Genomic DNA, 22,691 nt, shown 5'->3' with positions numbered 1-22,691 from the left:
ACCGGCCACCACGGCAACCATGACGGCCGACCGCGAACATTCACCCCATTGCGTTAGGACCTCTTATGGGAGAGGCCGCCGACCAGGCTGGCCACGAGACGCGCGCACTCCTCGAGCCGCGCCATCCGGCCGCCACCGCCGTCGAGCGTCTATCGAATCGCCGATCGCCGATCGCCGATCGCGGATCGCGGATCGCGGGTCGCGGGTCGCGGATCGCGGATCGCCACCGCTCCGCCGGTCGCCGCGGTACCGCAGCGCGTCGTGCCGGGGCGCGTGGTGCTCCTGCGCGTCGGGGCGTCCTCGTCCATCGAGGTCAGCAGCAGGTAGACGTCGATGGATTCGATGCGCGTCTGCCCGCTGGGCGGCCGGATGAGCCGCCGCCGGCAGCCGACCTCGGTGGTCGTCGAGAGCGGCACCACCCGCAGCGACGACGTCATCGCCCCGGGCCGGGTCGTCGCCGCGCCGCACCTCCAGGCCGTGCTCGAGGATGAGCCGGCTGCCGTCGCTGACGACGACCTCCTGCCAGACGCCGTTGACCTCGTTGACGAACCGTTCGAGGGCGAAGCAGACGGTCCCGGGCGCGGCGGCGCTTCGGGCGTGCGTCATCGCGCTCTGACCGCGCGCCCCGCGTTGCGGCCGCTTGCCGTGGCGAAGGGTGGCCGGCCGTCAGGCCGGCATCGGTAGCGACTCCTCGAGCAGCGCCGCCACCCGAGCCGTGTCGCCCTCGGTGTGGGCCGCCAGCAAATCGGCGAAGCGTTCCGCCGGCATGATGGGGATGCCCAGGTCTTCCGCCTTGGTCGCCTTCGAGCCCGCGCCCTCGCCGACCACGACCAGGTCCGTGCGTTTCGAGACCGAGCCCGAGGACTTGCCGCCCAGGCGTTCCACCGCCTCGTTGCCCTCGTCGCGGGTCAGGCCCGGGACCGCGCCCGTGACCACCACCGTCATCGGGGTGCCGTCGGGCCTCGCCAGGGGAGCGGGCGCGGCGTCGGCATCGGCCGCCGCGGCTGCGGTTGGGTCCGTCGGCTCCGTCATGTTGACGCCGCGGGTCGTGAGCTTGTCGATGATCGGGCGTAGCTCGACCAGTTCGGCCGCGATCGTCAAGGCCCGTTCCGGGCCCACGCCCTCGACCGCCTGTAGGTCGTCGACCGTTGCCGCGAGCAGGGCGTCCATGGTGGTGAAGTGGCGGGCCAGCCGGCGGGACATCGAGCGGCCCGTCATCCGCAGGCCCAGGCCCGTGAGGACCCGGGAGAACGGCTGGGTCTTCGACGCCTGGATGTTGGCGACCAGCTTGCCCGCGGAGACGTCGCCCATGCGGTCCAAGGGCTTGAGCGTCGCGACGTCGAGGTCGTAGAGGTCGGCCGGGTCCGTCACCAGGCCCGCGCGGACCAGCAGGTCGATGATCTTGTCGCCCAGGCCCTCGATGTCCATCGAGGTGCGGCCCGTGTAGTAGGCCAGCGACTCGTGCGCGCCGCAGGCCCGGCCGCGGGTGCAGCGCCAACGCTTCTGGGAGCGGTCGATCTCGCCGTCGCAGCGCGGGCAGGTGGTGGGTGGGGTGAAGGGCTCCGAGCCGTCGGGGCGTTCGTCGAGCTTGGCGCCCGTCACCTCCGGGATCACGTCGCCGGCGCGGCGGACGAAGACCGTGTCACCCGCGCGGACGTTGCGCCGCACCAGGTCGTCGAAGTTGTGCAGCGTCGCCGAGGTGACCGTCACACCGCTGATCTGGACCGGCTCGAGGACCGCGACCGGGGTGATCACGCCGGTGCGGCCGACCTGGACCTCGATGCGCAGCAGCGTCGTCGTGCGGGTGTCGGCCGGGAACTTGTAGGCGATGCCCCAGCGCGGCGCCCGGCTCGACGAGCCCGCGTCGTCGCGGTCGGCGGCGCTGTCGGCCTTGACCACCGCGCCGTCGACGCCGAAGCCGAGCGTCAGGCGCCGGTCGTTGAGGTCGTCGATCGCGGCGACCACCTCGTCGATCGTCGCGCAGTGCGGCATGCCGGCGCCGGAGCCGCCCGTGGTGGCCACGCCCAGCGCGGCGACGTAGGCCATCGCGCCCGCGTGGGACAGGTGCGCCGCCGGGTCGAGGCCGTGCACCGCGTAGGCGAAGAACGACAACGGCGCCGCGTAGGCCCGGTCGACCGCGCGCAGCGTGCCGGCCGCGGCGCTGCGCGGGTGGGCGAACGGCGGCTCGCCGTGGCCCGTGCGGAGCTCGTTGGCCAGCGCGAAGTCAGCCTCGGTCATGAAGACCTCGCCGCGGACCTCGAGCGTGACCGGCTCGCCGAGCCGGTGCGGCAGGCCGACCGCGCGGCGGGCCTGACCCGTGACGTCTTCGCCGGCCCGGCCGTCACCCCGGGTGATCACCTGGGTCAGCGCGCCGTCGACGTAACGGGCGGAGATGGCCAGGCCGTCGATCTTGGGCTCGACCGTGTAGCCGGCGGCCGGCCGGCCGATCGTGCGGTCGAGGCGCGCGGCCCACTTGTGCAGGCCGTCGGCGTCGAAGACGTTGTCGAGGCTGAGCATCGGGGTGGTGTGCGGCACGTCGCCGACCACCCCGCCACCGGCGCCGACCGTCTCCGTCGGCGACTCCGCCACCGTCCACTCCGGACTCGCGGCCTCGGTCGCGGCGATCCGCGCGATCAGCGCGTCATAGGTGGCGTCGTCCATCGCCAGCGTGGAACCTGAGTAGTAGTCACGGGCCGCCGCGCGGACCCGCTCGACCGCCGCCGTGTAGTCGGCGCGCGAGTCGAAGGCCGCGGCGTGCGCGGGATCGACGGTGGTGGACATCTGGGCCCCCATGAGCAGCAACGGACGAACACCACGACCCTAGCGGGCGGGTACGACAAATCCGCGCCCCGGCGGGCCGAGCTCAGTCGACAGCGGCCATCCGACCCGCGTACGCCCGCAAGGCCCGCAAGAAATCGATCTTGCGAAAGCCCGGCCAGTAGACGTCACAGAAGTACAGCTCCGAGAACGCCGACTGCCACAGCAGAAAACCGGACATCCGCCGCTCACCACTCGTCCGGATGACCAGGTCGGTGTCGGGCAGACCGCTGACCCACAAATGCACGTCGATGTCCGCGGGGTCGAACCGCGCCGCCAGCGTCGACGGCGTCTCGCCCAGCGCCGCCGCCTCGCTCAACTGCCGCCGCACCGCCTCGACCACCTCGGCCCGCCCGTCGTACCCGATCGCCACCGTCAAGGTCCACGGCCGCCCCCGGGTCGCCTCCTCGGCCTCCTTCAGCGCCGTCCGCGTCGCGTCCGGCAGCACGTCGACCCGCCCCGCCACCCGCAGCCGCCACCGGCTCGACGGCTGGCCGGGCCGCGTCCGGCAGACCTCCGAGATCAACAAAGTTAGATGATCAACCTCGGCCCCGCGCGGCTCGGACACCGCGGCCGCGTAGACCGTCACACACGAGATGCCCACCTCGCCACACCACGTCAGCACCTTCGACACGTGCCCGGGGTTGCCGTCCGTGACGATCGCGACGTGCCGCGGCACCGAGGTCAGCGCGCGACGCAGCCGCCGCGCGTAGGCCCGCTCCAGGAGCGCCCGCGGGAACATGATCATGCCCGATCAAACCACGAACCGCCGGATTTCGCGGCGAGGCGGAGGAAAATCAACAACGGAGAAGGGGGTACGAGGAATGCGAGTGGCAGTCATCGGGGGCACCGGTCTGGTCGGGCGACACACGGTGGACGCGCTGAGGGCGCAGGGGCACGACCCGGTCCCGGTGTCCCGTACGACGGGCGTCGACGTCACCACCGGCGCCGGCCTGGACGAAGCGCTCGACGGGGTCGGGGCGGTGATCGACTCGCTCAGCACGGAAGTGCGCGAACCGGCCGAGGCCGAGCGGTTCTTCGCGGCGTCGACCGAGAACCTGCTCGCCGCCGAGCAGCGCGCCGGCGTCGGCCACCACGTGGTCCTCTCGATCGTCGGCATCGACCGGGTCGAGGGCAACGCCCACTACGCCGGCAAGCGGGTGCAGGAGGCCATGGTGCAGGACGGCGCGATCCCGTGGAGCATCGTCGCCGCGACCCAGTTCTACGACTTCGCGGCGCAGGTCGTCGGCTGGACCCGGGTCGACGGCACCGCGGTGATCCCGCCGTTGCTGATGCGGCCGTGTGCCGTGCCCGACGTGGCCGCGGTCCTCGTCGAGGTCGCGGTCGGCGAGCCGCTGGGCCGGACGATCGAGGTGGCCGGCCCCGACAACCACGACCTTGTCGACATGGCCCGCCGCACGCTGGCCGTCCGGGGCGACGCGGTCCGGCTGATCGCGAGTTGGCGCGACCAACCGTTCAACGTGGAGATGGCGGGCGAGGTGCTGCTGCCCGGCGACGACGCCCGGGTCACACCCATGAACTTCGAGACCTGGCTCGAGTACGAGGCCGTCAAGGGCTGACGCGCGCACGATCCAACTGCCATCCTGTACGCGTGACGGAGAGGCGCCCCGAACTCGACGCCATCCGTACCCTCGTGGTGGTCGGCCTGGTCTTCTTCCACTCGGCCCTGGTGTTCGACGAGAGCGACGACTTCTACGTCAAGAACCCGGAGACCACCAGCGTCACCACCGTGCTCGCCGGCTTCGCGGTGCTGTGGGCGATGCCCGCGCTGTTCCTCATCGCGGGCTTCGGCTCCTGGCACTCGATGGCCCGGCGCGGCCCGGGCGGCTTCGCCCGCGAGCGCCTCCAACGCCTCGGCGTCCCGCTGCTGTTCGCGATCCTGACGTTCCTCCCGGTGCCGGTGTGGCTGCGGCTCAAGAGCGAGGACCCGGGCTACGCCGAGAGCTACCTCGAGTTCCTGCCGAGCTTCTACGCGGTCCACCTCGACCTGCCGGACTTCCCGTTCCTGCTGGGCGGCGACCAGTTCGAGACCGGCCACCTCTGGTTCGTCGTCCTGCTGCTGACCTGGTCGCTGCTGCTGGCGCTGGCCGCGCGCGCGGCGGGCCGAGCCACGCGTGTCAAAGAGATCCTGGGCCGAGCCGTCGAGCGGCGCGGTGTGGTGCTGCTGCCCGCGCTGGTCACCTCGGCCATCTGCGCGTTCGTCGGCATGGAGGAGGCGTTCGCCGGCTGGAGCCGCTGGGCCTACCTGCTCTTCTTCCTCAGCGGCGTGCTGCTGGCGTCCGACGAGCGGTTCCGGCTGGCGATGCGCCGCGACGGCGTGCTGGCGGCGATCGCGGCCGTCGTCGTGTTCGCCGTGACCGGCCCGGTCCTGCTGACGGCCGGCGACGAGCCGTTCACCGCCATGACGGCCCACGCCATCACGGCCCGCGCGCTGTTCGGCTTCGCCGGTTGGTGCGCGGTGGTGGCGATCCTCGGCCTGCTCGACCGCCGCAACGCGCGCAGGCCCGCCGGCGACAGGGCGGCACCGGGCCGCGTCGGGCGCGCCTACCGTTACCTCGCGGTCGCCGCCCTGCCGCTCTACGTCCTGCACCAGCCGATCGTCGTCGCGGTCGCCTACGGCGTCGTGCGCTGGGACGCGCCCATCCTGGTCAAATACCTGGCGATCGTCGTCCCGTCGTTCGCGCTGATGCTCGCCGCCTACGAGTTCCTGGTCCGCCGCACCCGCCTGACCCGCTACCTCTTCGGGATGCGGCCGCAGGCCTAGCCCTTCAGGCCCGTCATCGAGATGCCCTGGATGAATCGGCGCTGGAAGATCAGGAACATCACCACCATCGGCAGCGTGGCCACCACCGAGCCGGCCATCAGCAGGTTCCACGACGTGCGGTTCTTCACGACGAACAGCGCGAGGCCCAGCGGCGCTGTGTAGTGGTCCGAACTGGACACCACGATCAGCGGCCAGAGGAAGTCCTCCCAGGCGTACGTGAACGTGAAGATGGCCGTGGCTGCCAGCGCCGGCCCGCACAGGGGCAGCACCACTTTCCAGAACACCTTGAACTCGCCCGCGCCGTCGATCCGGGCGGCGTCCAGCAGCTCGTCGGGGATCGCCAGCATGTACTGCCGCAGCAGGAAGATGCCGAACGCGCTGACCGCGCCGGGCAGGATCAGCCCCCAGTACGAGTCGAGGAAGCCGTGCCCGCCCTGGCCCATGACGTCGTTGCCGCCGAAGAACGGCACGTGCTTGAGCACGAGATAGTTCGGGATCAGGGTGACCTGAGGCGGCACCATCATCGTCGCCAGGAAGACCATGAAGATGATGTTGCGGCCCGGGAAGCGGCGCTTCGCGAACGTGTACGCGGCGAGGGAGTTGAAGAAGAGCTGCAGCGTCGTCACGGAGCCCGCCACGAACGCGCTGTTGAGGAACCAGCGCCAGGCGCCCTCGCTGCCCTGTGCGATGTCGCCCGCCTGCCCGATCCCGAAGAAGCCCTTGTAGCCGTCGAGCGTCGGATTCGACGGAATCCACTGTGGTGGCCACGAGAAGATGTCGCCGGCGTGCTGGAACGAGGCCGAGATCAGCCACGCGAACGGTGCCACGAACAGGATCGCGCCCGGCACCAGCACCAGATAGCAGAAGCCGAGCCAGAGGCGGCGCCGCCAGACCGGGCCGCGGGGCGGCGTCGGGACGGCCGGCGCGGTCGCGGCGGGGCGGTCGATAACGGCCGTCACATGTCAGCCCTCCGGTAGAGGCGCAGCTGGAGCGCGGTGAACACCAACAGCATCAGGAACAGCGCGTACGCCAGCGTGCTCGCGTACCCCATCTCGTAGAACTTGAAGGCGGCCTCGTAGATGTAATAGACCATCGTGGTCGTGCGGTTGAGCGGACCGCCGCTCGTCATGATGTAGATCTGGGTGAACACCTGGAACGAGCCGATGATGCCCATCACCATCAGGAACAATGTGGACGGCCGGAGCATCGGCAGGGTGACGTGGCGCAGCCGGGCCCAGGCGCCGGCACCGTCGATCCGGGCCGCCTCGTAGAGGTCGTTCGGGATCGACTGCAGCGCCGCCAGATAGACCACCATCGAGAAGCCGACGCTCGACCAGACGCTCATCAGCACGACGGCGGGCATCGCGAGGTTCTTGTCGGAGAGCCAGACCAGCGGCTCGGTGATGAGATGCGTCTTCAGCAGGTAGTAGTTGAACAGCCCGAAATCGCCGTTGTAGAGCCACTTCCAGACGATCGCCGCGACCACGAACGGCGTGACGTTCGGCAGGAAATAGAGGGTGCGCAGCAGGCCCCGGCCGCGGATCGGCTGGTTGAGCAGCAGGGCCACACCCAGACCCACGACCATGCCCAGTGGTACGGAGGCGCCCGTGAAGTAGGCCGTGTTGATGATCGAGCGCCGGAAGTCCTCGTCGCCGACCATGTCCCGGTAGTTCTGCAGCCCGACGAACGGCTTCTCGGGCTCCAGGATGTTCCACTCGCGGAACGTCAGGTAGAACGCGAAGAGCAGCGCGAAGACCGTGAAGACCGAGAACAGGATCAGGCCGGGGGCGAGGAACCCGTACGCGGACCGCTCCCGCCACATCGTTTTCAGGACGCCGCGCCGGGCGCCCCGCCCCCGCCCCGTCACCTGATGATCTTCTCGGCTTCGGCGGCGGCGTTGTCGAGCGCCTGCGCCGCGGTCTGCTCGCCGTAGATGGCCTTGCCCAGCTCCTCGTTGATCGCTTCCTCGATCTTCGGCCAGTCCGGGTTCGCGACGACCTGGCTCACGCCGCACGGCATGGCCTCCGCGAAGCCCTTCAGCACCGGCTTCGTGGCCACCAGGTCGGGGGATTCGAGCAGGCTGGTCATCGGAGGCAACGTCGTGCCGTCCTTGGACTTGTAGGTCCACTGGGCGACGTTGTCCGGCTGGCTGAGGAACTCGGCGAACTTCCACGCCGCGTCGGTGTTCTTGCCCTGGCTGAAGAGCACCAGCGCGTCACCCGCGATCGTCGTGCCGCAACCCGCGCTGCCCTTCGGCAACGGCGCCACCGCCCACTTGTCCTTGATGTCGGGGAACTCCTCGCCGAGCGTGCCGGCGAACCAGGAACCGGCCACGTACATGCCGACCTGCCCGTTGGCGAACGCCTGGCGGCCGTCGTACGAGTTGGAATTCAGGTAGTCCTTCGGCGCGTACTGCGCCAGCTTCACGTAGAACTCGGCGGCCTGCTTCGCCTCCGGCGAGTTGAACAGCACCTGCTTCTCGTCGTCGGAGAGCAGCTTGCCGCCGGCCTGCCAGAGCCAGGGGTACCAGTAGTACGCCGCCTCCGGTGCGAACAGCGGCTGGCCGTACGTGCGCTTGGCCGGGTTCGTCAGCTTCCGGGCGGCGTCCTCGAACTCCGGCCAGGTGGTCGGCGGGGCGGTGATCCCGGCCGCCTGGAACATGTCGGTGCGGTAGAACAGCGCGGTCGACTCACCGTCGAACGGCAGGCCGTACATGCTGTCCTCGTGCGTCACGAAGGTCTTGAACGCCGGCACGTACGCGTCGGCCTTCACGACGTCACTGCGCGAGATGTAGTTGTCCAGGTTCACCAGCGCCTTGCGGGCCGCGAACTGGGCGGTGGTGCTGGCGTCGATGTAGGCGACGTCCGGGGGATTGCCGCCGGCCACCTGGGCCGTCAGCTTCTCGTTGGCCTCCTCGGACGGTACGTTCTGCAGCTCGACCTTGATGTTGGGGTGCGCGCTCTCGAACTTCTGGATCAGCGCCTTCATGTCGGGCTGCTCGCCGACCCAGGAGGCGAAGGAGATGGTCACGGGGGACGTGGGTTCCGGCACGGGGCCCTCGCCGGCGCCCTTGTCGGTCGACGAGCCTCCGCCGGTCGAGCACGCGGCCAGCGCGAGCGCCGCGGTCGTCGTCGCCACCACCGTTGCCAGGGACCTACGGGACAGGCGATGCGTCATCGGATCAGCTCCCTAAGTCTTTATCGACGAATCACAGGCGTAACCCGCATGCAAATCGTTTGGCATACTGGTGGCTAGGGTCATCGTCGGATCAGTCGTTGTCAAGAGATCCGGCCAAACGAACCGATCGTCGGGCCTCTCGGAGGGAAACCGCTTTGCTACCGTCTGATGCCATGTCGGAGCCGGCAACAGGCGAGCCGCCGCGCGCGCCCGAGGATGGCCGGGTGACGCTGGTGCAGGTGGCCAAGCTCGCCGGCGTCAGCCCCACCACGGTGTCCCATGTGCTCTCCGGCAAGCGGTGGGTGGCCGAGTCGACCCAGGAGACCGTCCGGGACGCGATCCGCCAACTCGGCTACCGGCCCAACAACGTGGCCCGGAGCCTGCGGACCCGGCAGTCCAAGATGGTCGCCGTCGTCGTCCCCGACATCACCAACCCGTTCTACGCCGTGCTGACGCGCGGCCTGGCCGACGCCGTGGACGGCTCCGGCTACGGCACCTACGTCTGCAACACCGACGGCAACCCCGACCGCGAGAACTCCTTCCTGGCCGACGTCGTCGACCGTGGCGTGGACGGTGTCGTGATGGCCTCCGGCGAGGTCACCGGCGGCGTCGGGCCCGGCGGCCTGGGCGTGCCCGCGGTCCGCATCGGCGGTGACCCCGACAACGACCCGCACGTCGACCTCGTCGCCCCGGACGACCAGTTCGGCTCGCACGCCGCCGTGCGCCACCTGGTCGAACGGGGCCGCCGCCGGATCGCCATGATCGAGGGCCCGCACGCGTCGGGTTTCGGCCGCGAGACGGGCTATCGGCAGGCGCTGGCGGAGAGCGGGATCCCCGTCGACCCGGACCTGCTGATCCGCGGCGACTGGACCCGACCGGGCGGCCGCAAGGCGATGCACGCGCTGATGGCCCTGCCGAGCCGGCCCGACGCGGTGTTCTGCGCCAACGACCTGAGCGCGATCGGTGCCATCGACGCCGCCCACGAGCTCGGCCTGGGCGTGCCCGCCGACGTGTCGATCGTCGGCTTCGACGACGTCGACGCCGCGACCATCGTCAACCCTCCACTGACGACCGTCCGCAACCCCGCCTACGAGACCGGGTACGCGGCCGGCGAGCTCCTGCTGAGCCGGGTCAACGGCGGCTACGCCGGCGACGGGCGCACCGTCGTGCTGCCCTGCCTGCTGGTGGTCCGGCAGTCCGCGTGAGCCTCACATCGTCACCACCGCCTTGACGAAGCCCTCCGGCTTCGCCCGCGCGGTCTCGAACGCCTCTCCGATCCGCTCCAGCGGGAAGCGGTGCGAGACGAGCGGAGCCAGCGACAGCCGGCCCGCCGTCAGCAGCCGCATCCCCACCGACATCCCGCGCATGATGGTGTCGACGTCCCGGTAGTGGGCGTTGACGATGCCGAACGCCATCCAGTTCCAGTGCGCCAGGTTGATCCGGCGGGCCGCGCCCTGGTGGAAGCCGACCAGCACCACCTTGCCGCTCATCCGGGTCGTCTCGCCGACCACGTCGAGCGCCGCCTGGGACCCGGTCGCCTCGAACGTGATGTCCGCGCCGCGCCCGCCGGTCTCCGCCGCCACGACGTCGGCCAGCGACTCCGACCGCACGTCGACGACCCGGGTCGCGCCCAGCGCCGTGGCCCGCGCGAGGGCGTCCGGCCGCGTGTCGGCCACGATCAGGTGCCGCGGCCCGCGCAACGCGACCAGCGACTGCACCAGGTTGCCCATGAAGCCGGCGCCGATCAGCACCACGTCGTCGCCGAGCCGCACGTCGGTCTCCTCGACCGCGTTGACCGCGCAGGCGAGCGGTTCGGCCAGCGCCTCGTCCGACGGCACCCCGCCGGCGGGGAAGCAGTAGGCGGCCTTGACGGCGACGTAGTCCGCGAAGCCGTGCGAGGTCACCCAGCAGCCGACCGGGTCGCCGGGCGCGAAGGCCGTGACCTGCGCACCCACCTCGGCCACGGTACCGCTCACCTCGTGGCCGATGTGCCGCGGATAGTCGCCCGCGTCGCCCGCGAAGCCGGCCAACTCCGACGAGCAGACGCCGCTGGCCGCCACCCGCACCAGCACCTCGTCCGGCGCGGCCACGGGGAGGGGCACGTCCTCGATCTCGAACCGGCCCGGGCCGGCCAGCACCGCGCGCCTCACGCGAACACCACGATCGTGTAGAGGCCGAGCCCGTCCAGTGCCACCCGGCGGAACCCGTCCACCACGTCGACGTCCAGCGCCGTGACGGTGCCGTCCGACTCGTACGCCGTCGCGGTCGCCGTCGCCGTGGCCAGGTCGCCCGGGAGCCGCACCGACAGCGTCGCCGCACCGGTCCGCCGCACCCGGTCGGCCTCGGCGTCGTAGCCGTAGTTGACCAGGTGGACCGCCACGGCACCGCCGTCGAGGGCGGCCGTGTTGACCGCGACCTCCGCGAGGTCCGCACCGCCCTCCAGCGTGACCTGCCGTCCGCCGGGCAGCACCGACTCCAGCCCGGTGAACGTGTCGACCCGCACCACGCGCCCGCCCCCGGCGGCATAGGCGGCCAGCGCGGCCTCCTGGGCCCCCGTGAGGTAGGTGCAGTGGGGCAGCACCACGGTCCCGTAGCGGCTCAACGTCGCGGCCGTGACCCGGTCCGGCGCCGTCCGGTCGTCCGGGAAGATCACCACGTCGAACGGGACCGCCGCGCCCGCCAGCGCCTCCGTAACCTGCCGGTAGGGCACCACGACGCTGTCGTCGCGGGCGTTGACCAGGTTGTCGCTGACGTCGGCCTTGGCGATCAGCTCGCGGTTGCTCTCGACGCTGTAGACGACGGCCACCTCGTTGACCGAGCGCTTCGCGAAGAACCGCTCGTGCTCGGCCAGGAAGGCCTGCGCGTCCGCGGCCACCTCGTGCGGGGCGTAGAAGGCGTCCTCGATCGTCGCGCCCATCCACGACCCGTACGGCACGGACATGTTGACCCCGAACGCGGCCGCCTCGAACAGCGAGAGCCGGAACAGGTCGTAGCCGCGGCCCTCCTCGAGGGAAGCCACGAGGGCGGGGACCACGCCGCCGTACGGGTTCTCGACGACGATCACGTCCTTGTCGCCGGCGAACCCGGCCACATAGCGGAACCACTCGGGCTGCCGGTGCGTGGTGTTGCGCATCTCGGTGACGATCAGGTCGACGTCGTCGACGAGGCCGAGGTACTGCGGGTCCATGTTGAAGAAGTTGCCGGAGACCAGCACGTCCCGGCCCACCGAGCGGCCGTACTCGCGGGCGTAGGTCGCCAGCTCGCCGAAGTGCGCCCGGATCGCGCCCAGCTGGTAGCGGTAGTACTCCGCGTACAACGGCGTCTCGTCGAGCCGGCTCTTGAAGTCGAAGCCCTGCTCGAGCAGCCACTGGCCATAATGGAACGTCGTGAGGTCGATCCCGGCCGGCGGCACCGGCAGCGCCGCCAGATGATCGCGGAACCCGGCCATGCAGTCCCGGCAGAAGCACCCGCCGTACTGCAGGGACCCGAGCGGCAGCTCCGTCTCGTCGAGCTGCACTCCGTCGACCCCGGCGTCGATCTGGATCTTGATCACGGCCTTGAGGTACGCGCGCCAGACCGGGTTGTTGCGGTCCATGTAGAAGCACTGGTGCTCGCGGTCCGGGCACTCGACCCAGCGGGCGTGCAGTGCCGTCTGGTGGATGTCGCGGGCGCAGCACTCCTCGATGATGTCGGTCACCGGCTCGCCGAGGCTGTTCACGAGCCCGTCCGGGAAATAGGACTCGACCGGCTTCCACAGCTTCGGGTACCGGTTCTGGCCGAACTCCCGCAGTCCCATCCAGCCGCGCGTGCCCACGCCGCGCAACTCGTTGATGGCCAGCACCTCGTCCTCGCCCTCGGACAGCTCGACCGGGAACTCCCAGCCCTGCGCCTCGAAGACGATGCCGAAAACCTTGATGCCCCGGGCCTGGGCGGCCGCGATGAACTCGCTGTCGTTGACGAAGCCGTAGAACCGCGAGCGCGCGTCGACCGGGCCGAACGCCTCCTGCTCCAGGTAGGGCAGGGAGATCGAGCCGCCGCCCAGCGACGCCCAGACCAGCGTCGTGGCGCGGTAGTCGGCCAGGTCGTCGAGCATCCGCAGCCGGCGCGGTGGCAGGCTCGGGTGGTAACAGTGCTGCCGGGGGAACCAGGCGTCGAAGTACACGCCACGTTGCATGCCGCTGTCTCCTTAGACCATCAGGGGTGCCAGTGTGCGCTGGGCCAGCACGAGCCCCTGACGGACCCGTTCCGGCGTACCCGACCAGACCGGGTCCTCGTGCTCGATCGAGACGACGCCGTCGTAGCCGCCCTCGTAGAGCACGTCGATCAGCCGCCGCCAGTCGACCTCGCCCAGGCCGGGCACCCGGTAGCGCCACCAGCCGCTGACCCATGGCGAGGGCTTGTCGACGAGCTGCCCGAAGACGCCGAACCTGTTGCGCGCGCCCGGATCGATCTCGACGTCCTTCGCCTGCACGTGCTTGACCAGGTCCAGGTGCTCGCGCAGCGCCACGACCGGGTCGATGCCGAGCCAGACCAGGTGCGACGGGTCGAAGTTGAGGAAGAAGCCGAGCCCCGCCATCCACCGCCACAGCTCGGGGGAGTAGGCCAGGTTGGCCGGGTAGCCGTCCGGGTGCCAGCCCTCCATGGGGCAGTTCTCCACCACGAAGACCACACCCCGATCCTTCGCGTACGCCACCAGCGGCGGCAGCACGTCCTCGGCGAGCCGCAGGTTCTCGGCGACGGTCCGGGTGATGTCGCGCCCGATGAACGTGCCGACCAGCGGACAGCCCAGCTCCGCGGCCGCGTCGACGCACCGGCGCAGCATGTCGTGGATCCGGTCCCGCTCGGCGACGTCGTGGTGCAGCAGGTTCTGGTAGTAGCCGATCGCCGAGACGGGCAGCCTGAGCGGGCCGACCTCGGCGAGGTGGTGGTCGGCCGACACCTCGAGCGCGGCGAAACTCTGGCCGGCGGCCCACCCGGCGATCCCGTCGAGGGGCTCGCCGGGCAGGCACGCGGTCAGAAACCCGAGCTTCACCGAGGGTCCGGCTGGTAGGTGTTGCCCGCGCTGTCCTTGCCGCGGGCCAGCCAGATCTGCCAGCCCGCGTTGTCCGGCACGTCCAGCACCTTCACCGAGGCGGGGAAGTAGCGCATCGTGTAGCCCGTACGCCTGATGTCACTGGTGTTGGGCTTGGCACCGTGGATGATCCGTCCATCGTGGAGCGAGCACTGGCCGCGCTCCAGCTCGAAGTAGATGGCCTTGTCCTCGTCGACGTCCGGGATCTCGGCGTGGAACGTCTGCACGGTCTTGTCCGTCGGCACGTAGTCGGAGAACCCGTTGTGGTGCGTGCCGGGGATGACCCGCATGCAGCCGTTCTGCTGGTTGCTCGGGCCCAGCGCGAGCCAGACCGTGACGATCCGGTCGTACTCCGAGAGCCGGCCCTTCCAATACGCGCTGTCCTCGTGCCACGGCGTGGCCCGGCCGACCTTGGGGTCCTTGGAGATGAAGTGGCTCGTCCAGAGCGCGATGTCCGGGCCCACCAACGGCTCCACGAGGTCGAGCACCTCGTCCGAGAGCAGGAAGTCGAGCAGCCGCGGGTCGCGGAAGTGCGGGGTGTCCAGCTCGTCGGAGAGCTTCTCGCCCTTCTCCGCGAGGTGTTCGTCGAAGATGCCCTCGAGGGTGTCCAGCTTCTCGGGGGAGAACAGTTGCGAGCGGTTGAGGTAGTAGCCGTTCTCGCGGAAGAAGGCCACGTCTTGTCGGTCCAGCACGGTGTGCACCTCCGGTTGCGGGTCAGGCGGCCATCACGCGGATCAGCTCGGCGAACAGGTCGAGGTCCTCGACGAAGTCCTCCGGGCCGGTCTTCGGCTGGCCGCCGGTCGTGACGATGGTGTGGAAGTACTCGAGCTCGTGGGTGTAGGGGTCCTTGAGGTGGGGGCGGCTGACCGTCCGGTGCAGCCCGTCGCCGCGGCTCTCCTCGGTCACCAGCAGGGTCGGGAGGTGCCGCACGTACGGCGTGTCGTACTGCACCCGCATCGTCGCGAGGTCGCCGTACACCTCGATGTGCGCGTCGAAGCGCAGTTGCTCGTCGACGCCGGTCTCGTAGGTCAGGACGTAGTCGTCGTACTCCAGCAGCGCCGCGATGAACTGCCCGTTACGCCACTGCCGGGCCGCCAGCACGCCGCGCGGCCGGCCGAGCAGCTCGCGCATCGCCGACAGGTCGTGACTGCCCAGACCACAGAGCAGGCGGTACGTGCCGGCGAGCACGTCGGGCACGTCGCCGAGCGCGTCGGCGACCAGGGCGCGGCCCTTGGCCCACCGCTCTTCCAGCTTCGCCCGCGGGATGTCGTCCGGCCGGTCGACGAAGACCGTCTGGTCGATGATGAGCTGGTTGCGCCCGATCACGTCGTGCACCCGCGCGTAGTTGATCCGGCCGAGGTTCTTGACCTGCTCGGTCGCCTCGACGAACGCCGGCGCGAACCGGCGCATGTAGCCGACCATCACGACCGCGCCCGACCGGTCCCGGGCCGCGATGATTCGCTCGGCCTCGCGCGGGCTGAGGCACATGGGTTTCTCGACGAGCACGTGTACGCCGCGGTCGAGCGCCGCGATGACGGCCTCGGCGTGGTACTCGTCGCTGTTCAGCACGAGCACGCAGTCCAGGCGCTCGCGGTCGAGCATCTCGGTGACGTCGCCGTACCGGTTGGCCACGCCGTACTGGCCGCCGATCCGGTCGACGAGGCCGGGCGAGATGTCGCAGACGGCGGTGACCTCGAACAATTCGGGCAGGGAGCGGAGGACCGGCAGGTGTACGACCTGCGCCACCTCGCCGAGGCCGATGACGCCCATGGATAGCCGACTCAACAGGTACCCCCTGATGCAAAACGTTTTGCCAATCGGTGGCCGCAGCCTATGGGTCTTGTGAGGCGATCGTCAACGGTCGTAAAGTGCGCAGCAGCACATTGGCAAAACGTTTTGCACTCCCACCCCGAGGAGGCACCATCGTGCGCCACAATCTGTCTCGCAGGACTCTCCTGATGGGCGCCGCCGGCGTCGCCGTCGGCAGCCTCGGCGCCGCACCGGCGATCGCGAGCGCCCCCACGCCGCTCTGGAAGGTCGCCAAGCGGCGCGGCATCGTGTTCGGGTCGTCGACCGCGACCTGGCAGATCTCCGACCCCGACTACGCGGCGCTCTTCGCCCGCCAGGCCAAGCTGCTCTTCACCGAGGACGACCTGCTCTGGTACCGGCTGAAGCCGACGCCCGACGCCGACCTCGACTTCACCTACGCCGACCAGATCATCGGCTTCGCCGAGGCCAACGACATGCGCGTCTTCGGTGCCCACCTCGTCTGGGACGAGGGTTTCGGCGAGGGCTGGACCGAGGACGACCTCTGGGGCATGTCCGAGCAGCAGGCCCGCGCCGTGCTGTTCGGCACCGCCGACGCCGTGGTCCGGCGCTACCGCGGCCGGGTCGAGGCGTGGAGCGTCGCCAACGAGGTCACCAGCCCCGAGGGCGAGCGCGGCTACCGCACCGACGTGCCGTGGTGGGAGCCGCTCGGCAAGGGCTACGTCGAGGAGGCGTTCCACGTCGCGCACGCCGCCGACCCCCGGGCGCTGCTGGTCATCAACGAGTTCGGTTTCGAGACCGTCAACGAGTGGGGCGACGAGGCCGAGCCCCGCCGGCGCGCGACCCTCCGGGTGATCGACGACCTGCTGCGGCGGGGCGCTCCGGTGCACGCGCTCGGCGTGCAGGCACACCTGCTGGCCGACCAGTTCGCGGACCGGTTCGATGCCCGCGCGTACACCCGCTGGCTCGGCGAGGTGGCCGACCGGGGCCTGGAAATCCTGATCACCGAACTCGACGTGACCGACGACGGCCTGCCGGCCGACGCCGCCGCGCGCGACGCCGGGGTCCGCGACGTCTACCGGCGCTACCTCGACGTGGCCCTCTCCTGCCGCGACGTCCGGGCGGTCATGGCGTTCGGCCTCTCCGACCGCTACACCTGGCTCGAGGAGGACTACCCGCGAGAGGACGGCGCACCCCGCCGGCCGCTCGCCTACGATGACGAGCTGGCACCGAAGCCGGCCCGCACGGCGATCGCCAACCAGCTCGCCGGCGCACCCTCTCGCCCTCTACTGTGGAGCATTCCGGAATGACTGAAAACCGCCGGGCGCTGGTCGTCCGGGGCGGCTGGGACGGGCACGTACCGGTCGAAGCGACCGACCGGTTCGTGCCGTTCCTGCGCGACAACGGCTTCCACGTCGACATCAGCGACACCCTCGACGTGTACGCCGACCCGTCCGCGCTGGCCGGCCTCGACCTGATCCTGCAATGCTGGACGATGGGCACCGCGACCGACGCCCAGATCGACGGCCTGATCGGCGCCGTCCGCTCCGGCACGGGCTTCGCCGGCTGGCACGGCGGCGTGGTCGACGCGTTCCGGTCCTCGACCCGCTACCTGCAGATGACCGGCGGCCAGTTCGCCGAACACCCCGACGACTTCGTCGACTACGAGGTCGAGATCGTGCCCGAGCGCGCCGACCACCCGATCGTGGCCGGCCTCTCGGCGAAATGGGCACTGCACACAGAGCAATACTGGCTGCTCACCGACGGCCTGAGCGACGTACTGGCGACGACCCGCTTCCGCGCAACCGCCAACACCGCCTGGCGCGCGGACGTCGAGGTCCCCCGGTCTACACCCGCCAATGGGGCCAAGGAAAGATCTTCATCTCCACCGTGGGCCACAAACTCGACGACCTGGACCACCCCGACGTCCGCACCCTCACCGAACGCGGCCTCCTCTGGGCCGCTCGTTAGGGGTGTCTCGCGGATCATGGCGGCACCCCGCCGGGCCCAGACGACGACCGACCGCACGCGAAGGCGGGCCGGATACAACACCGGTATCCGACCCACCTCCGCGCACGCCCGGACGCCGCCTGGACCTCGCCGGGGCACCACCCTGATCCGCGAGACACCCCTAGGGACAGTCAGGCGCCTTGCACCCCCGGCGGGCTGTCGCGTGCAGGTCGAAGTCGTGCCTGCTGATCCGTACCAGCCGTAGCCGGGGGCGCATCGGCCCGCGGGACCAGAACGACCGCACCCGGTCGAGCTCGCGCCGGGCAGAGGCCTCGTCGTCGCGCGGGCAACCGAACTCGTGGTCGCCGGCCGGCCAGTCGAGGCGGACCGCCCACAGCGTGCTGGTGCTCGGCGTCGCGTCGACCCTGGCGCTAAAGAGAATCTGCCACACACTCTTCCCCTTCGATGTCACCACTGTGCCTGACCGGCCGAGGGGGAAGACGCCGGCGTCGTTGATTTTACCCGTTACGCGGCACCGTTAACCGTCGCGAAGAAGTGTCCGATGAATGCTTGCGGGTCGACGGTGTCGGCGACCTCGTGCGGCCCGTCGATCGCCGCACGCCAGGAGGTGCCGCCGTCGGCGGTGTCCACGCTGACCTCACCCCGGGCGAAGCCGCACAGCTCCGGCGCGAAGATCGCGGCCGCCGCCAGCGGGTCGTGGAAGGTGACCTCCGGCCGCTCGGCGAACCAGGAGGCGGCCATGTCGGCGACCGGCCGCAACAGCGGATGGTCGCACCGGGACAGGAACTCCGGCGCGTCCATCCGCACCTGGGTGGTGACGTCGAGACCCACGGACCGGTGCACGCGGGCGGAGCCGGCGTAGACGCGGGCCGCGGCGTATGGGTCGTTGTGGATGTTCCACTCCGGACCATGGTCACCCGCGAACGCGCCGCCCATCAACACCAGCCGCCGCAGCAGCGACGGGATCACCGGGTCGACCGCGAACAGCAGGGCCACGTTGGTGAGCGGCCCGATGGCGAGCAGCGTGACCTCACCCGGATGGGCGCGGATCGTGCGGCGCATGAACTCCACCGCCTCCCCGACCGGGAACACCTCGTCGTGCGGCCACCGGGCGAGCGCGGCGGCCTGCGGCGGCGGCTTCTGCACGGGCGGTCCCACCAGCGGGACTCCGGCTCCGGGCAGGATCGGCACGGACCGGTCCGCGACCCGGCACAGCACGCTCGCCAGCGACGCCCGGTCGACGGGCGCGGCGGTCACCGTGGTGATGCCGAGCAGGTCGCACTCGGGTTGCGCCAGCAGATAGGCGAGGCACACGGCGTCGTCGATGTCGTTGCCGATGTCGGTGTCCAGGAGTACGCGCTCGGCCATACCCTTGATCATCCCAGGGTCAGGCGACCTCGGCCAAGCGCTCGGCGAGCACGATCCGCGACGCCGCCTGGATCAGGGCGAGATGGGAGAACGCCTGCGGGAAGTTGCCGAGGTGCCGCCCGGTCTTGACCTCGAACTCCTCCGCGTACAGCCCGAGCGGTGAGCCGACCTTCAGCAGCCGCTCCATGAGCTGGACCGCCCGCTCCACCTCGCCGACCGACGTGAGCGCCGACACGAGCCAGAACGAGCAGATCAGGAACGAGCCCTCCTTCCCGGAGAGCCCGTCGTCGGTCTCGTTGGTCCGGTAGCGCAGCACGAAGCCGTCCTCGGTCAGGTCCTTGGCGATCGCCTCGACCGTGTTGCGCATCCGCTCGTCGCTCGGTGGCAGGAAGTTGTAGAGCACGGCGAGCAGCGTGGACGCGTCCAGCGCGTCGGTGTCGTAGTGCTGGCGCAACACGCCGTCCGTGCGTACCCCGTGGGCCAGGATGTCGTCGTGGATCTCCTGCGCCACATCGGCCCAGCGCTTCTTCGCGTCGGGGTGCCCGCGGATCTCGGCGAGCCGCGAGGCCCGGTCCATCGCGATCCAACACATCAGCTTCGACGACACGTAGTGCTGCGGGTCGCCCCGCGCCTCCCAGATTCCTTGGTCGGGGTTGCGCCAGACCTTGGCCGCCGAGTCGGCCTGGCTGGTCACGATCGGCCAGAGCCGCCGGGGCATGCGCTGGCTGCGCCGGGTGTGCAGCAGCACCGAGTCGAGCACGGCACCGAAGACGTCGTTCTGCCGCTGGCTGTAGGCGTTGTTGCCGACCCGCACCGGCCGCGCCCCGCCGTACCCGGAAAGGTCGTCCCGGGTCTTCTCGGTCAGGTCCCGGCGCCCGTCGATGCCGTACATGATCTGCAACGTGCCGTCGTGGTTGGGCTCGATGTCCGCGACGAACTGCATGAACTCGTCGGCTTCCCAGTCCAGGTTCAGGTAGTGCAGCGCCTGCATCGTGAACGAGCTGTCCCGCATCCAGGTGAACCGGTAGTCCCAGTTCCGTTCCCCGCGCGGCGTCTCCGGCAGCGAGGTGGTCAGCGCCGCGACGGTAGCGCCGGTCGGCATGTAGGTCAGACCCTTGACCGCGATCGCCGACCGCTGCAGGGCGTCGCGCCACCGGTGGTCCGCGATCCGGGCACCGGCCAGCCAGTTCCGCCAGTAGCTCGTCGTGTGCCCGATGCAGGTCATCGCCTCGTCGTAGCTGCCCGGGGTGGCGAGCTGGTCGGCCCACGACAGCACGCAGTACGCCGTCTGGCCACGCTTGAGCCGCCGCCGCCCGCGGATCCGGTTGCCCTCGATGCCCATCGCCATGTCGGACCGCAGGCGCACGGTCGTGCCAGCGCCCGACCCGTCGGCCACGTGCTGGTCCGCGTCGACGAAGGTCCACGTCGCCGGCGTACGCCCGTAGTCGAACGCGGGCTCACAGATCAGCTCGACGTCGACGTGCCCCTCGAGACACTCGACGGTACGCACGAAGAAGTGGTCCGCGTCGTCGTCGTACGGCGGCCGCGAGTGGGGGGTGACCCGGTCCGGCCCGTTGGCGGGACCGATCGTCAGCGCGTCCCGCACCAGGATCCAGCCGGTCACCGTGCGCCAGGTGGTGATCAGGACGTTCGTACCCGGCTCGTAGTCGCGGGCCGTCGGATGGTTGATCCCGTAGGGCCCGAGCCGGAACATCCCGGCCTCACGGTCCAGCATGCTGCCGAAGATGCTGGGGGAGTCGAACCGTGGCACGCACAGCCAGTCGATCGACCCGTCCGGCGCGACCAGGGCGCCGGTGTGACAGTTCGACAGGAACGCGTAGTCCTCGATCGGCGGGAACGGCGACCGGACCGGGCTCATCCGCACCCATCCGCTGGCCGCCCGCGGGTCGCCCCCACTGGCCGCCGCGAGCCCACCGGCACCGGAGATCGCCGCGGCGGCCTCGGCGCTGCCCGGGTTGGTCGTCACATCTCGACGGTAGCCAGCCCAGGACCGGCGGAAGGCCCGAACACGGCAGAAGGCCCCGGCACCGGCCGGGGCCTCCGCTCATCCACAGTGGTCGGTCAGCGCATCGGCGCCGTGCCGCGCAGCTCGCCGGTGTCGTCCGGCGCGCGCCGCATGCTGGACTCGCCCCGCGGTTTCCAGACGGCGAGCGCCCAGATCACGAACACCGCCATCGCGATCTCCAGCAGCGACCAGAACGGGTAGTAGGGAATGAAGAAGAAGTTCGCGGTCGCGGACAGCACCGCGAAGAAGATGCCGACGGCCCGCGCCCAGGTCGACCCGGTGAACAGTGCCAGACCGGCGAGCGCCGCCAGCGCACCAAGGATGATGTGCAGGATGCCCCATCCGGTGGTGCTGAACGAGTAGAGGTAGTTCTGCGTCACCACGAAGAACGACCCTCGCACGACGGCGACGATCCCCATCACGAGCTGCCAGAGCCCCATCATCAGCAGGACCACTGCGGCGAAGATCGAACCGCTCGCCGCCCAGAGCTGCCTGCTCGACGTATCCCGCGTCATCGTGTCCCCCCGATGCTCGGACGTACAGCTTCCTCATCGTGGCACGTGTTTCGGTTTCGCGAAGTAAATTCCTATTCTGGCTTTTCGGTCAACTGTGCGAGGAGTGCCGCCAGCCGAGCCCGCCCAGCGGTGTCGGCCGGATCCTTGATCCGCGCGACCAGCACCACCTCGCCACCGTCCAACGTCACGGTGAGGGCGAGATGCCGCAACAGTTCCTGCTCGGTAGCCAGCCTCGCCACCGCGTCGACGGTCCCGAACCCGGCACCCCACCGCAGCTCGGCAGCGACGTCGGTCCGATGCGCGAGCCGCCCACCCCGGGGCCGCTGGATCGGCCGCCCCGGCGCCGGCTCCCACGGCACGGGCGGCGGCATCCGGTGTGTGGGAATCCGCATGAGACCTCCCAACCTCACCCCCAACCGTCGCAGACCAGACGCAGCAGCCGGACCACATTCGCGCGACCAAACCCAAGCCGGCACCGGCGTGTCAGGGCCCGGCGTGTCACCGACCCGGAAGACCTGTCTCCCCGAGCCCACACACTTCGACATGTAGGCACATGCGAAAACACGTCGCCTCCCCGAACCCCCTCCACCCGCCCCGCGACACGCCCGACCGCAACCGGCAAACACGCCGGTGTCCCCGAACTGCACCCCGCGGTGGCGATCCGGGTCAGGGGGCGGGTCGTGCGCGTGACGGAGGCGGTGTGTGCTGGGCGCGGATGGATCCACCTGGACAGCGTTCCCAAAACAGGCGCTGGTTCGGCATGGCTCGGGGTCATCGCCTACCGCCCGGCCGATCGCTCCACCGACAGCCAAGGGCGCCGACGCGTTCGCGGCGGCTCGCGCTACGGGCAGCAGTGGAGCCCCGGCCTGCCGGACTGCGGGCAGCAACGGCCGGAGGCGCTCGCGATGGCCGATGGGCACAACGCTCGGCCGCTACCTGCCGCCGAGTCGGACACGGTCACGCCGCCGCGCTCGGCGGGTAACGGCTGGCGCGTCGGGCCGCGGGCCTTGCGGTGGAGCGCCAAACCCGCGATGGAGCGCCGACCCCCGCGGTGGAGCGTCAACCTGGCGGTGGAGCGTCAACCTGGCGGTGGAGCGTCAACCTGGCGGTGGAGCGCCGACCCGCGGTGGCGGTGGCTGCCCCGCGAAGGGTGGGCAAACCCCGAGTGCCGGTCGTCGGCGGCTGGGGGTTTAT

General features: G+C 70.5%; 19 protein-coding genes and 1 pseudogene. 5 read left to right on the top strand and 15 right to left on the bottom strand.

Annotated elements, in window-relative coordinates:
• Positions 1–53: 53 nt before the first annotated feature.
• From Asi02nite_RS42070 to uppS, 3 genes and pseudogenes are all read right to left on the bottom strand, one after another.
• Positions 54–564, bottom strand: a pseudogene (locus Asi02nite_RS42070) (hypothetical protein); the annotation flags it as partial.
• A gap of 102 nt (positions 565–666) precedes the next feature.
• A complete protein-coding gene (gene ligA / locus Asi02nite_RS37460) occupies positions 667–2,781 on the bottom strand; it encodes an NAD-dependent DNA ligase LigA (protein ID WP_239127575.1) in 2,115 nt (704 codons plus the stop codon).
• An 82-nt stretch (positions 2,782–2,863) separates the two neighbouring features.
• Entirely contained in the window at positions 2,864–3,565 is a 702-nt protein-coding gene (gene uppS / locus Asi02nite_RS37455; protein WP_239127573.1) for a polyprenyl diphosphate synthase, read from the bottom strand.
• Between the two features lie 76 nt (positions 3,566–3,641).
• Between uppS and Asi02nite_RS37450 the strand changes: the two genes are divergently transcribed.
• Positions 3,642–4,397, top strand: a complete 756-nt coding sequence (locus Asi02nite_RS37450) for an SDR family oxidoreductase (protein ID WP_203718792.1) — start codon at positions 3,642–3,644, stop codon at positions 4,395–4,397.
• Positions 4,398–4,429: 32 nt separating this feature from the next.
• Positions 4,430–5,602, top strand: coding sequence for an acyltransferase family protein (locus Asi02nite_RS37445; protein ID WP_203718791.1), 1,173 nt, complete (start codon positions 4,430–4,432; stop codon positions 5,600–5,602).
• On the opposite strand, the gene Asi02nite_RS37440 is transcribed toward Asi02nite_RS37445, so the two are convergent.
• Genes Asi02nite_RS37440 through Asi02nite_RS37430 form a run of 3 tightly spaced genes read right to left on the bottom strand, consistent with a single transcriptional unit; the run spans position 5,599 to position 8,779 of the window.
• Entirely contained in the window at positions 5,599–6,561 is a 963-nt protein-coding gene (locus Asi02nite_RS37440) for a carbohydrate ABC transporter permease (RefSeq protein WP_203718790.1), read from the bottom strand. The genes Asi02nite_RS37445 and Asi02nite_RS37440 overlap by 4 nt on opposite strands.
• Entirely contained in the window at positions 6,558–7,469 is a 912-nt protein-coding gene (locus tag Asi02nite_RS37435; protein ID WP_203718789.1) for a carbohydrate ABC transporter permease, read from the bottom strand. Before Asi02nite_RS37435 ends, Asi02nite_RS37440 begins: the two co-directional genes overlap by 4 nt.
• The gene (locus Asi02nite_RS37430) at positions 7,466–8,779 is read right to left on the bottom strand and encodes an ABC transporter substrate-binding protein (RefSeq protein ID WP_203718788.1); all 1,314 of its coding nucleotides are present in this window, start codon (positions 8,777–8,779) and stop codon (positions 7,466–7,468) included. The genes Asi02nite_RS37435 and Asi02nite_RS37430 overlap by 4 nt, the downstream gene beginning before the upstream one ends.
• A gap of 173 nt (positions 8,780–8,952) precedes the next feature.
• Here Asi02nite_RS37430 and Asi02nite_RS37425 point away from each other — a divergent pair, with 173 nt between their 5' ends.
• Positions 8,953–9,984 (top strand): LacI family DNA-binding transcriptional regulator, encoded by a 1,032-nt coding sequence (locus Asi02nite_RS37425; RefSeq protein WP_203718787.1) that lies wholly within the window; start codon positions 8,953–8,955, stop codon positions 9,982–9,984.
• A gap of 3 nt (positions 9,985–9,987) precedes the next feature.
• Here Asi02nite_RS37425 and Asi02nite_RS37420 read toward each other — a convergent pair whose 3' ends face one another.
• From Asi02nite_RS37420 to Asi02nite_RS37400, 5 genes are read right to left on the bottom strand one after another with little or no spacing between them, the layout of a single operon-like run.
• Positions 9,988–10,929, bottom strand: a complete 942-nt coding sequence (locus Asi02nite_RS37420; protein ID WP_203718786.1) for an alcohol dehydrogenase catalytic domain-containing protein — start codon at positions 10,927–10,929, stop codon at positions 9,988–9,990.
• Entirely contained in the window at positions 10,926–12,953 is a 2,028-nt protein-coding gene (locus tag Asi02nite_RS37415) for a hypothetical protein (protein ID WP_203718785.1), read from the bottom strand. Before Asi02nite_RS37415 ends, Asi02nite_RS37420 begins: the two co-directional genes overlap by 4 nt.
• 12 nt (positions 12,954–12,965) lie before the next feature.
• Positions 12,966–13,811, bottom strand: coding sequence for a sugar phosphate isomerase/epimerase family protein (locus Asi02nite_RS37410; RefSeq protein WP_203718784.1), 846 nt, complete (start codon positions 13,809–13,811; stop codon positions 12,966–12,968).
• On the bottom strand, positions 13,808–14,542 hold the full coding sequence (locus Asi02nite_RS37405; RefSeq protein WP_203718783.1) for a phytanoyl-CoA dioxygenase family protein: 735 nt from the start codon (positions 14,540–14,542) through the stop codon (positions 13,808–13,810). The genes Asi02nite_RS37410 and Asi02nite_RS37405 overlap by 4 nt, the downstream gene beginning before the upstream one ends.
• Positions 14,543–14,564: 22 nt before the next feature.
• On the bottom strand, positions 14,565–15,635 hold the full coding sequence (locus Asi02nite_RS37400) for a Gfo/Idh/MocA family protein (RefSeq protein ID WP_203718782.1): 1,071 nt from the start codon (positions 15,633–15,635) through the stop codon (positions 14,565–14,567).
• Between the two features lie 140 nt (positions 15,636–15,775).
• Between Asi02nite_RS37400 and Asi02nite_RS37395 the strand changes: the two genes are divergently transcribed.
• Both Asi02nite_RS37395 and Asi02nite_RS37390 read left to right on the top strand, forming a co-directional pair.
• Positions 15,776–16,927 (top strand): endo-1,4-beta-xylanase, encoded by a 1,152-nt coding sequence (locus Asi02nite_RS37395; protein ID WP_203718781.1) that lies wholly within the window; start codon positions 15,776–15,778, stop codon positions 16,925–16,927.
• The gene (locus tag Asi02nite_RS37390; RefSeq protein WP_239127571.1) at positions 16,924–17,832 is read left to right on the top strand and encodes a ThuA domain-containing protein; all 909 of its coding nucleotides are present in this window, start codon (positions 16,924–16,926) and stop codon (positions 17,830–17,832) included. The genes Asi02nite_RS37395 and Asi02nite_RS37390 overlap by 4 nt, the downstream gene beginning before the upstream one ends.
• Positions 17,833–18,092: 260 nt before the next feature.
• Here Asi02nite_RS37390 and Asi02nite_RS37380 read toward each other — a convergent pair whose 3' ends face one another.
• From Asi02nite_RS37380 to Asi02nite_RS37365, 4 genes are all read right to left on the bottom strand, one after another.
• Positions 18,093–18,956 (bottom strand): nucleoside hydrolase, encoded by an 864-nt coding sequence (locus Asi02nite_RS37380; protein WP_203718779.1) that lies wholly within the window; start codon positions 18,954–18,956, stop codon positions 18,093–18,095.
• Between the two features lie 19 nt (positions 18,957–18,975).
• A complete protein-coding gene (locus tag Asi02nite_RS37375) occupies positions 18,976–20,943 on the bottom strand; it encodes a glycoside hydrolase family 15 protein (protein ID WP_239127569.1) in 1,968 nt (655 codons plus the stop codon).
• 95 nt (positions 20,944–21,038) lie between these two features.
• Positions 21,039–21,497 carry a DUF7144 family membrane protein gene (locus Asi02nite_RS37370; RefSeq protein WP_203718778.1) on the bottom strand — a complete coding sequence of 153 codons (459 nt, stop codon included), beginning with the start codon at positions 21,495–21,497 and terminating at the stop codon, positions 21,039–21,041.
• 71 nt (positions 21,498–21,568) lie between these two features.
• A complete protein-coding gene (locus Asi02nite_RS37365; protein WP_203718777.1) occupies positions 21,569–21,889 on the bottom strand; it encodes a hypothetical protein in 321 nt (106 codons plus the stop codon).
• Positions 21,890–22,691: the final 802 nt, after the last annotated feature.

The sequence above is a fragment of the Asanoa siamensis genome, from assembly GCF_016862555.1.
Classification (GTDB): domain Bacteria; phylum Actinomycetota; class Actinomycetes; order Mycobacteriales; family Micromonosporaceae; genus Asanoa; species Asanoa siamensis.
This window is presented reverse-complemented; position numbering and strand designations above follow the sequence as displayed.

What these genes read in the sequence shown, in the direction of transcription:
- Asi02nite_RS37415 (WP_203718785.1), bottom strand. Translation starts at nt 12,953, where the DNA reads ATGCAACGTGGCGTGTACTTCGACGCCTGGTTCCCCCGGCAGCACTGT.
- Asi02nite_RS37380 (WP_203718779.1), bottom strand. Translation starts at nt 18,956, where the DNA reads ATGGCCGAGCGCGTACTCCTGGACACCGACATCGGCAACGACATCGAC.
- uppS (WP_239127573.1), bottom strand. Translation starts at nt 3,565, where the DNA reads ATGATCATGTTCCCGCGGGCGCTCCTGGAGCGGGCCTACGCGCGGCGG.
- Asi02nite_RS37450 (WP_203718792.1), top strand. Translation starts at nt 3,642, where the DNA reads ATGCGAGTGGCAGTCATCGGGGGCACCGGTCTGGTCGGGCGACACACG.
- Asi02nite_RS37425 (WP_203718787.1), top strand. Translation starts at nt 8,953, where the DNA reads ATGTCGGAGCCGGCAACAGGCGAGCCGCCGCGCGCGCCCGAGGATGGC.
- ligA (WP_239127575.1), bottom strand. Translation starts at nt 2,781, where the DNA reads ATGTCCACCACCGTCGATCCCGCGCACGCCGCGGCCTTCGACTCGCGC.
- Asi02nite_RS37430 (WP_203718788.1), bottom strand. Translation starts at nt 8,779, where the DNA reads ATGACGCATCGCCTGTCCCGTAGGTCCCTGGCAACGGTGGTGGCGACG.
- Asi02nite_RS37370 (WP_203718778.1), bottom strand. Translation starts at nt 21,497, where the DNA reads ATGACGCGGGATACGTCGAGCAGGCAGCTCTGGGCGGCGAGCGGTTCG.
- Asi02nite_RS37365 (WP_203718777.1), bottom strand. Translation starts at nt 21,889, where the DNA reads ATGCGGATTCCCACACACCGGATGCCGCCGCCCGTGCCGTGGGAGCCG.
- Asi02nite_RS37390 (WP_239127571.1), top strand. Translation starts at nt 16,924, where the DNA reads ATGACTGAAAACCGCCGGGCGCTGGTCGTCCGGGGCGGCTGGGACGGG.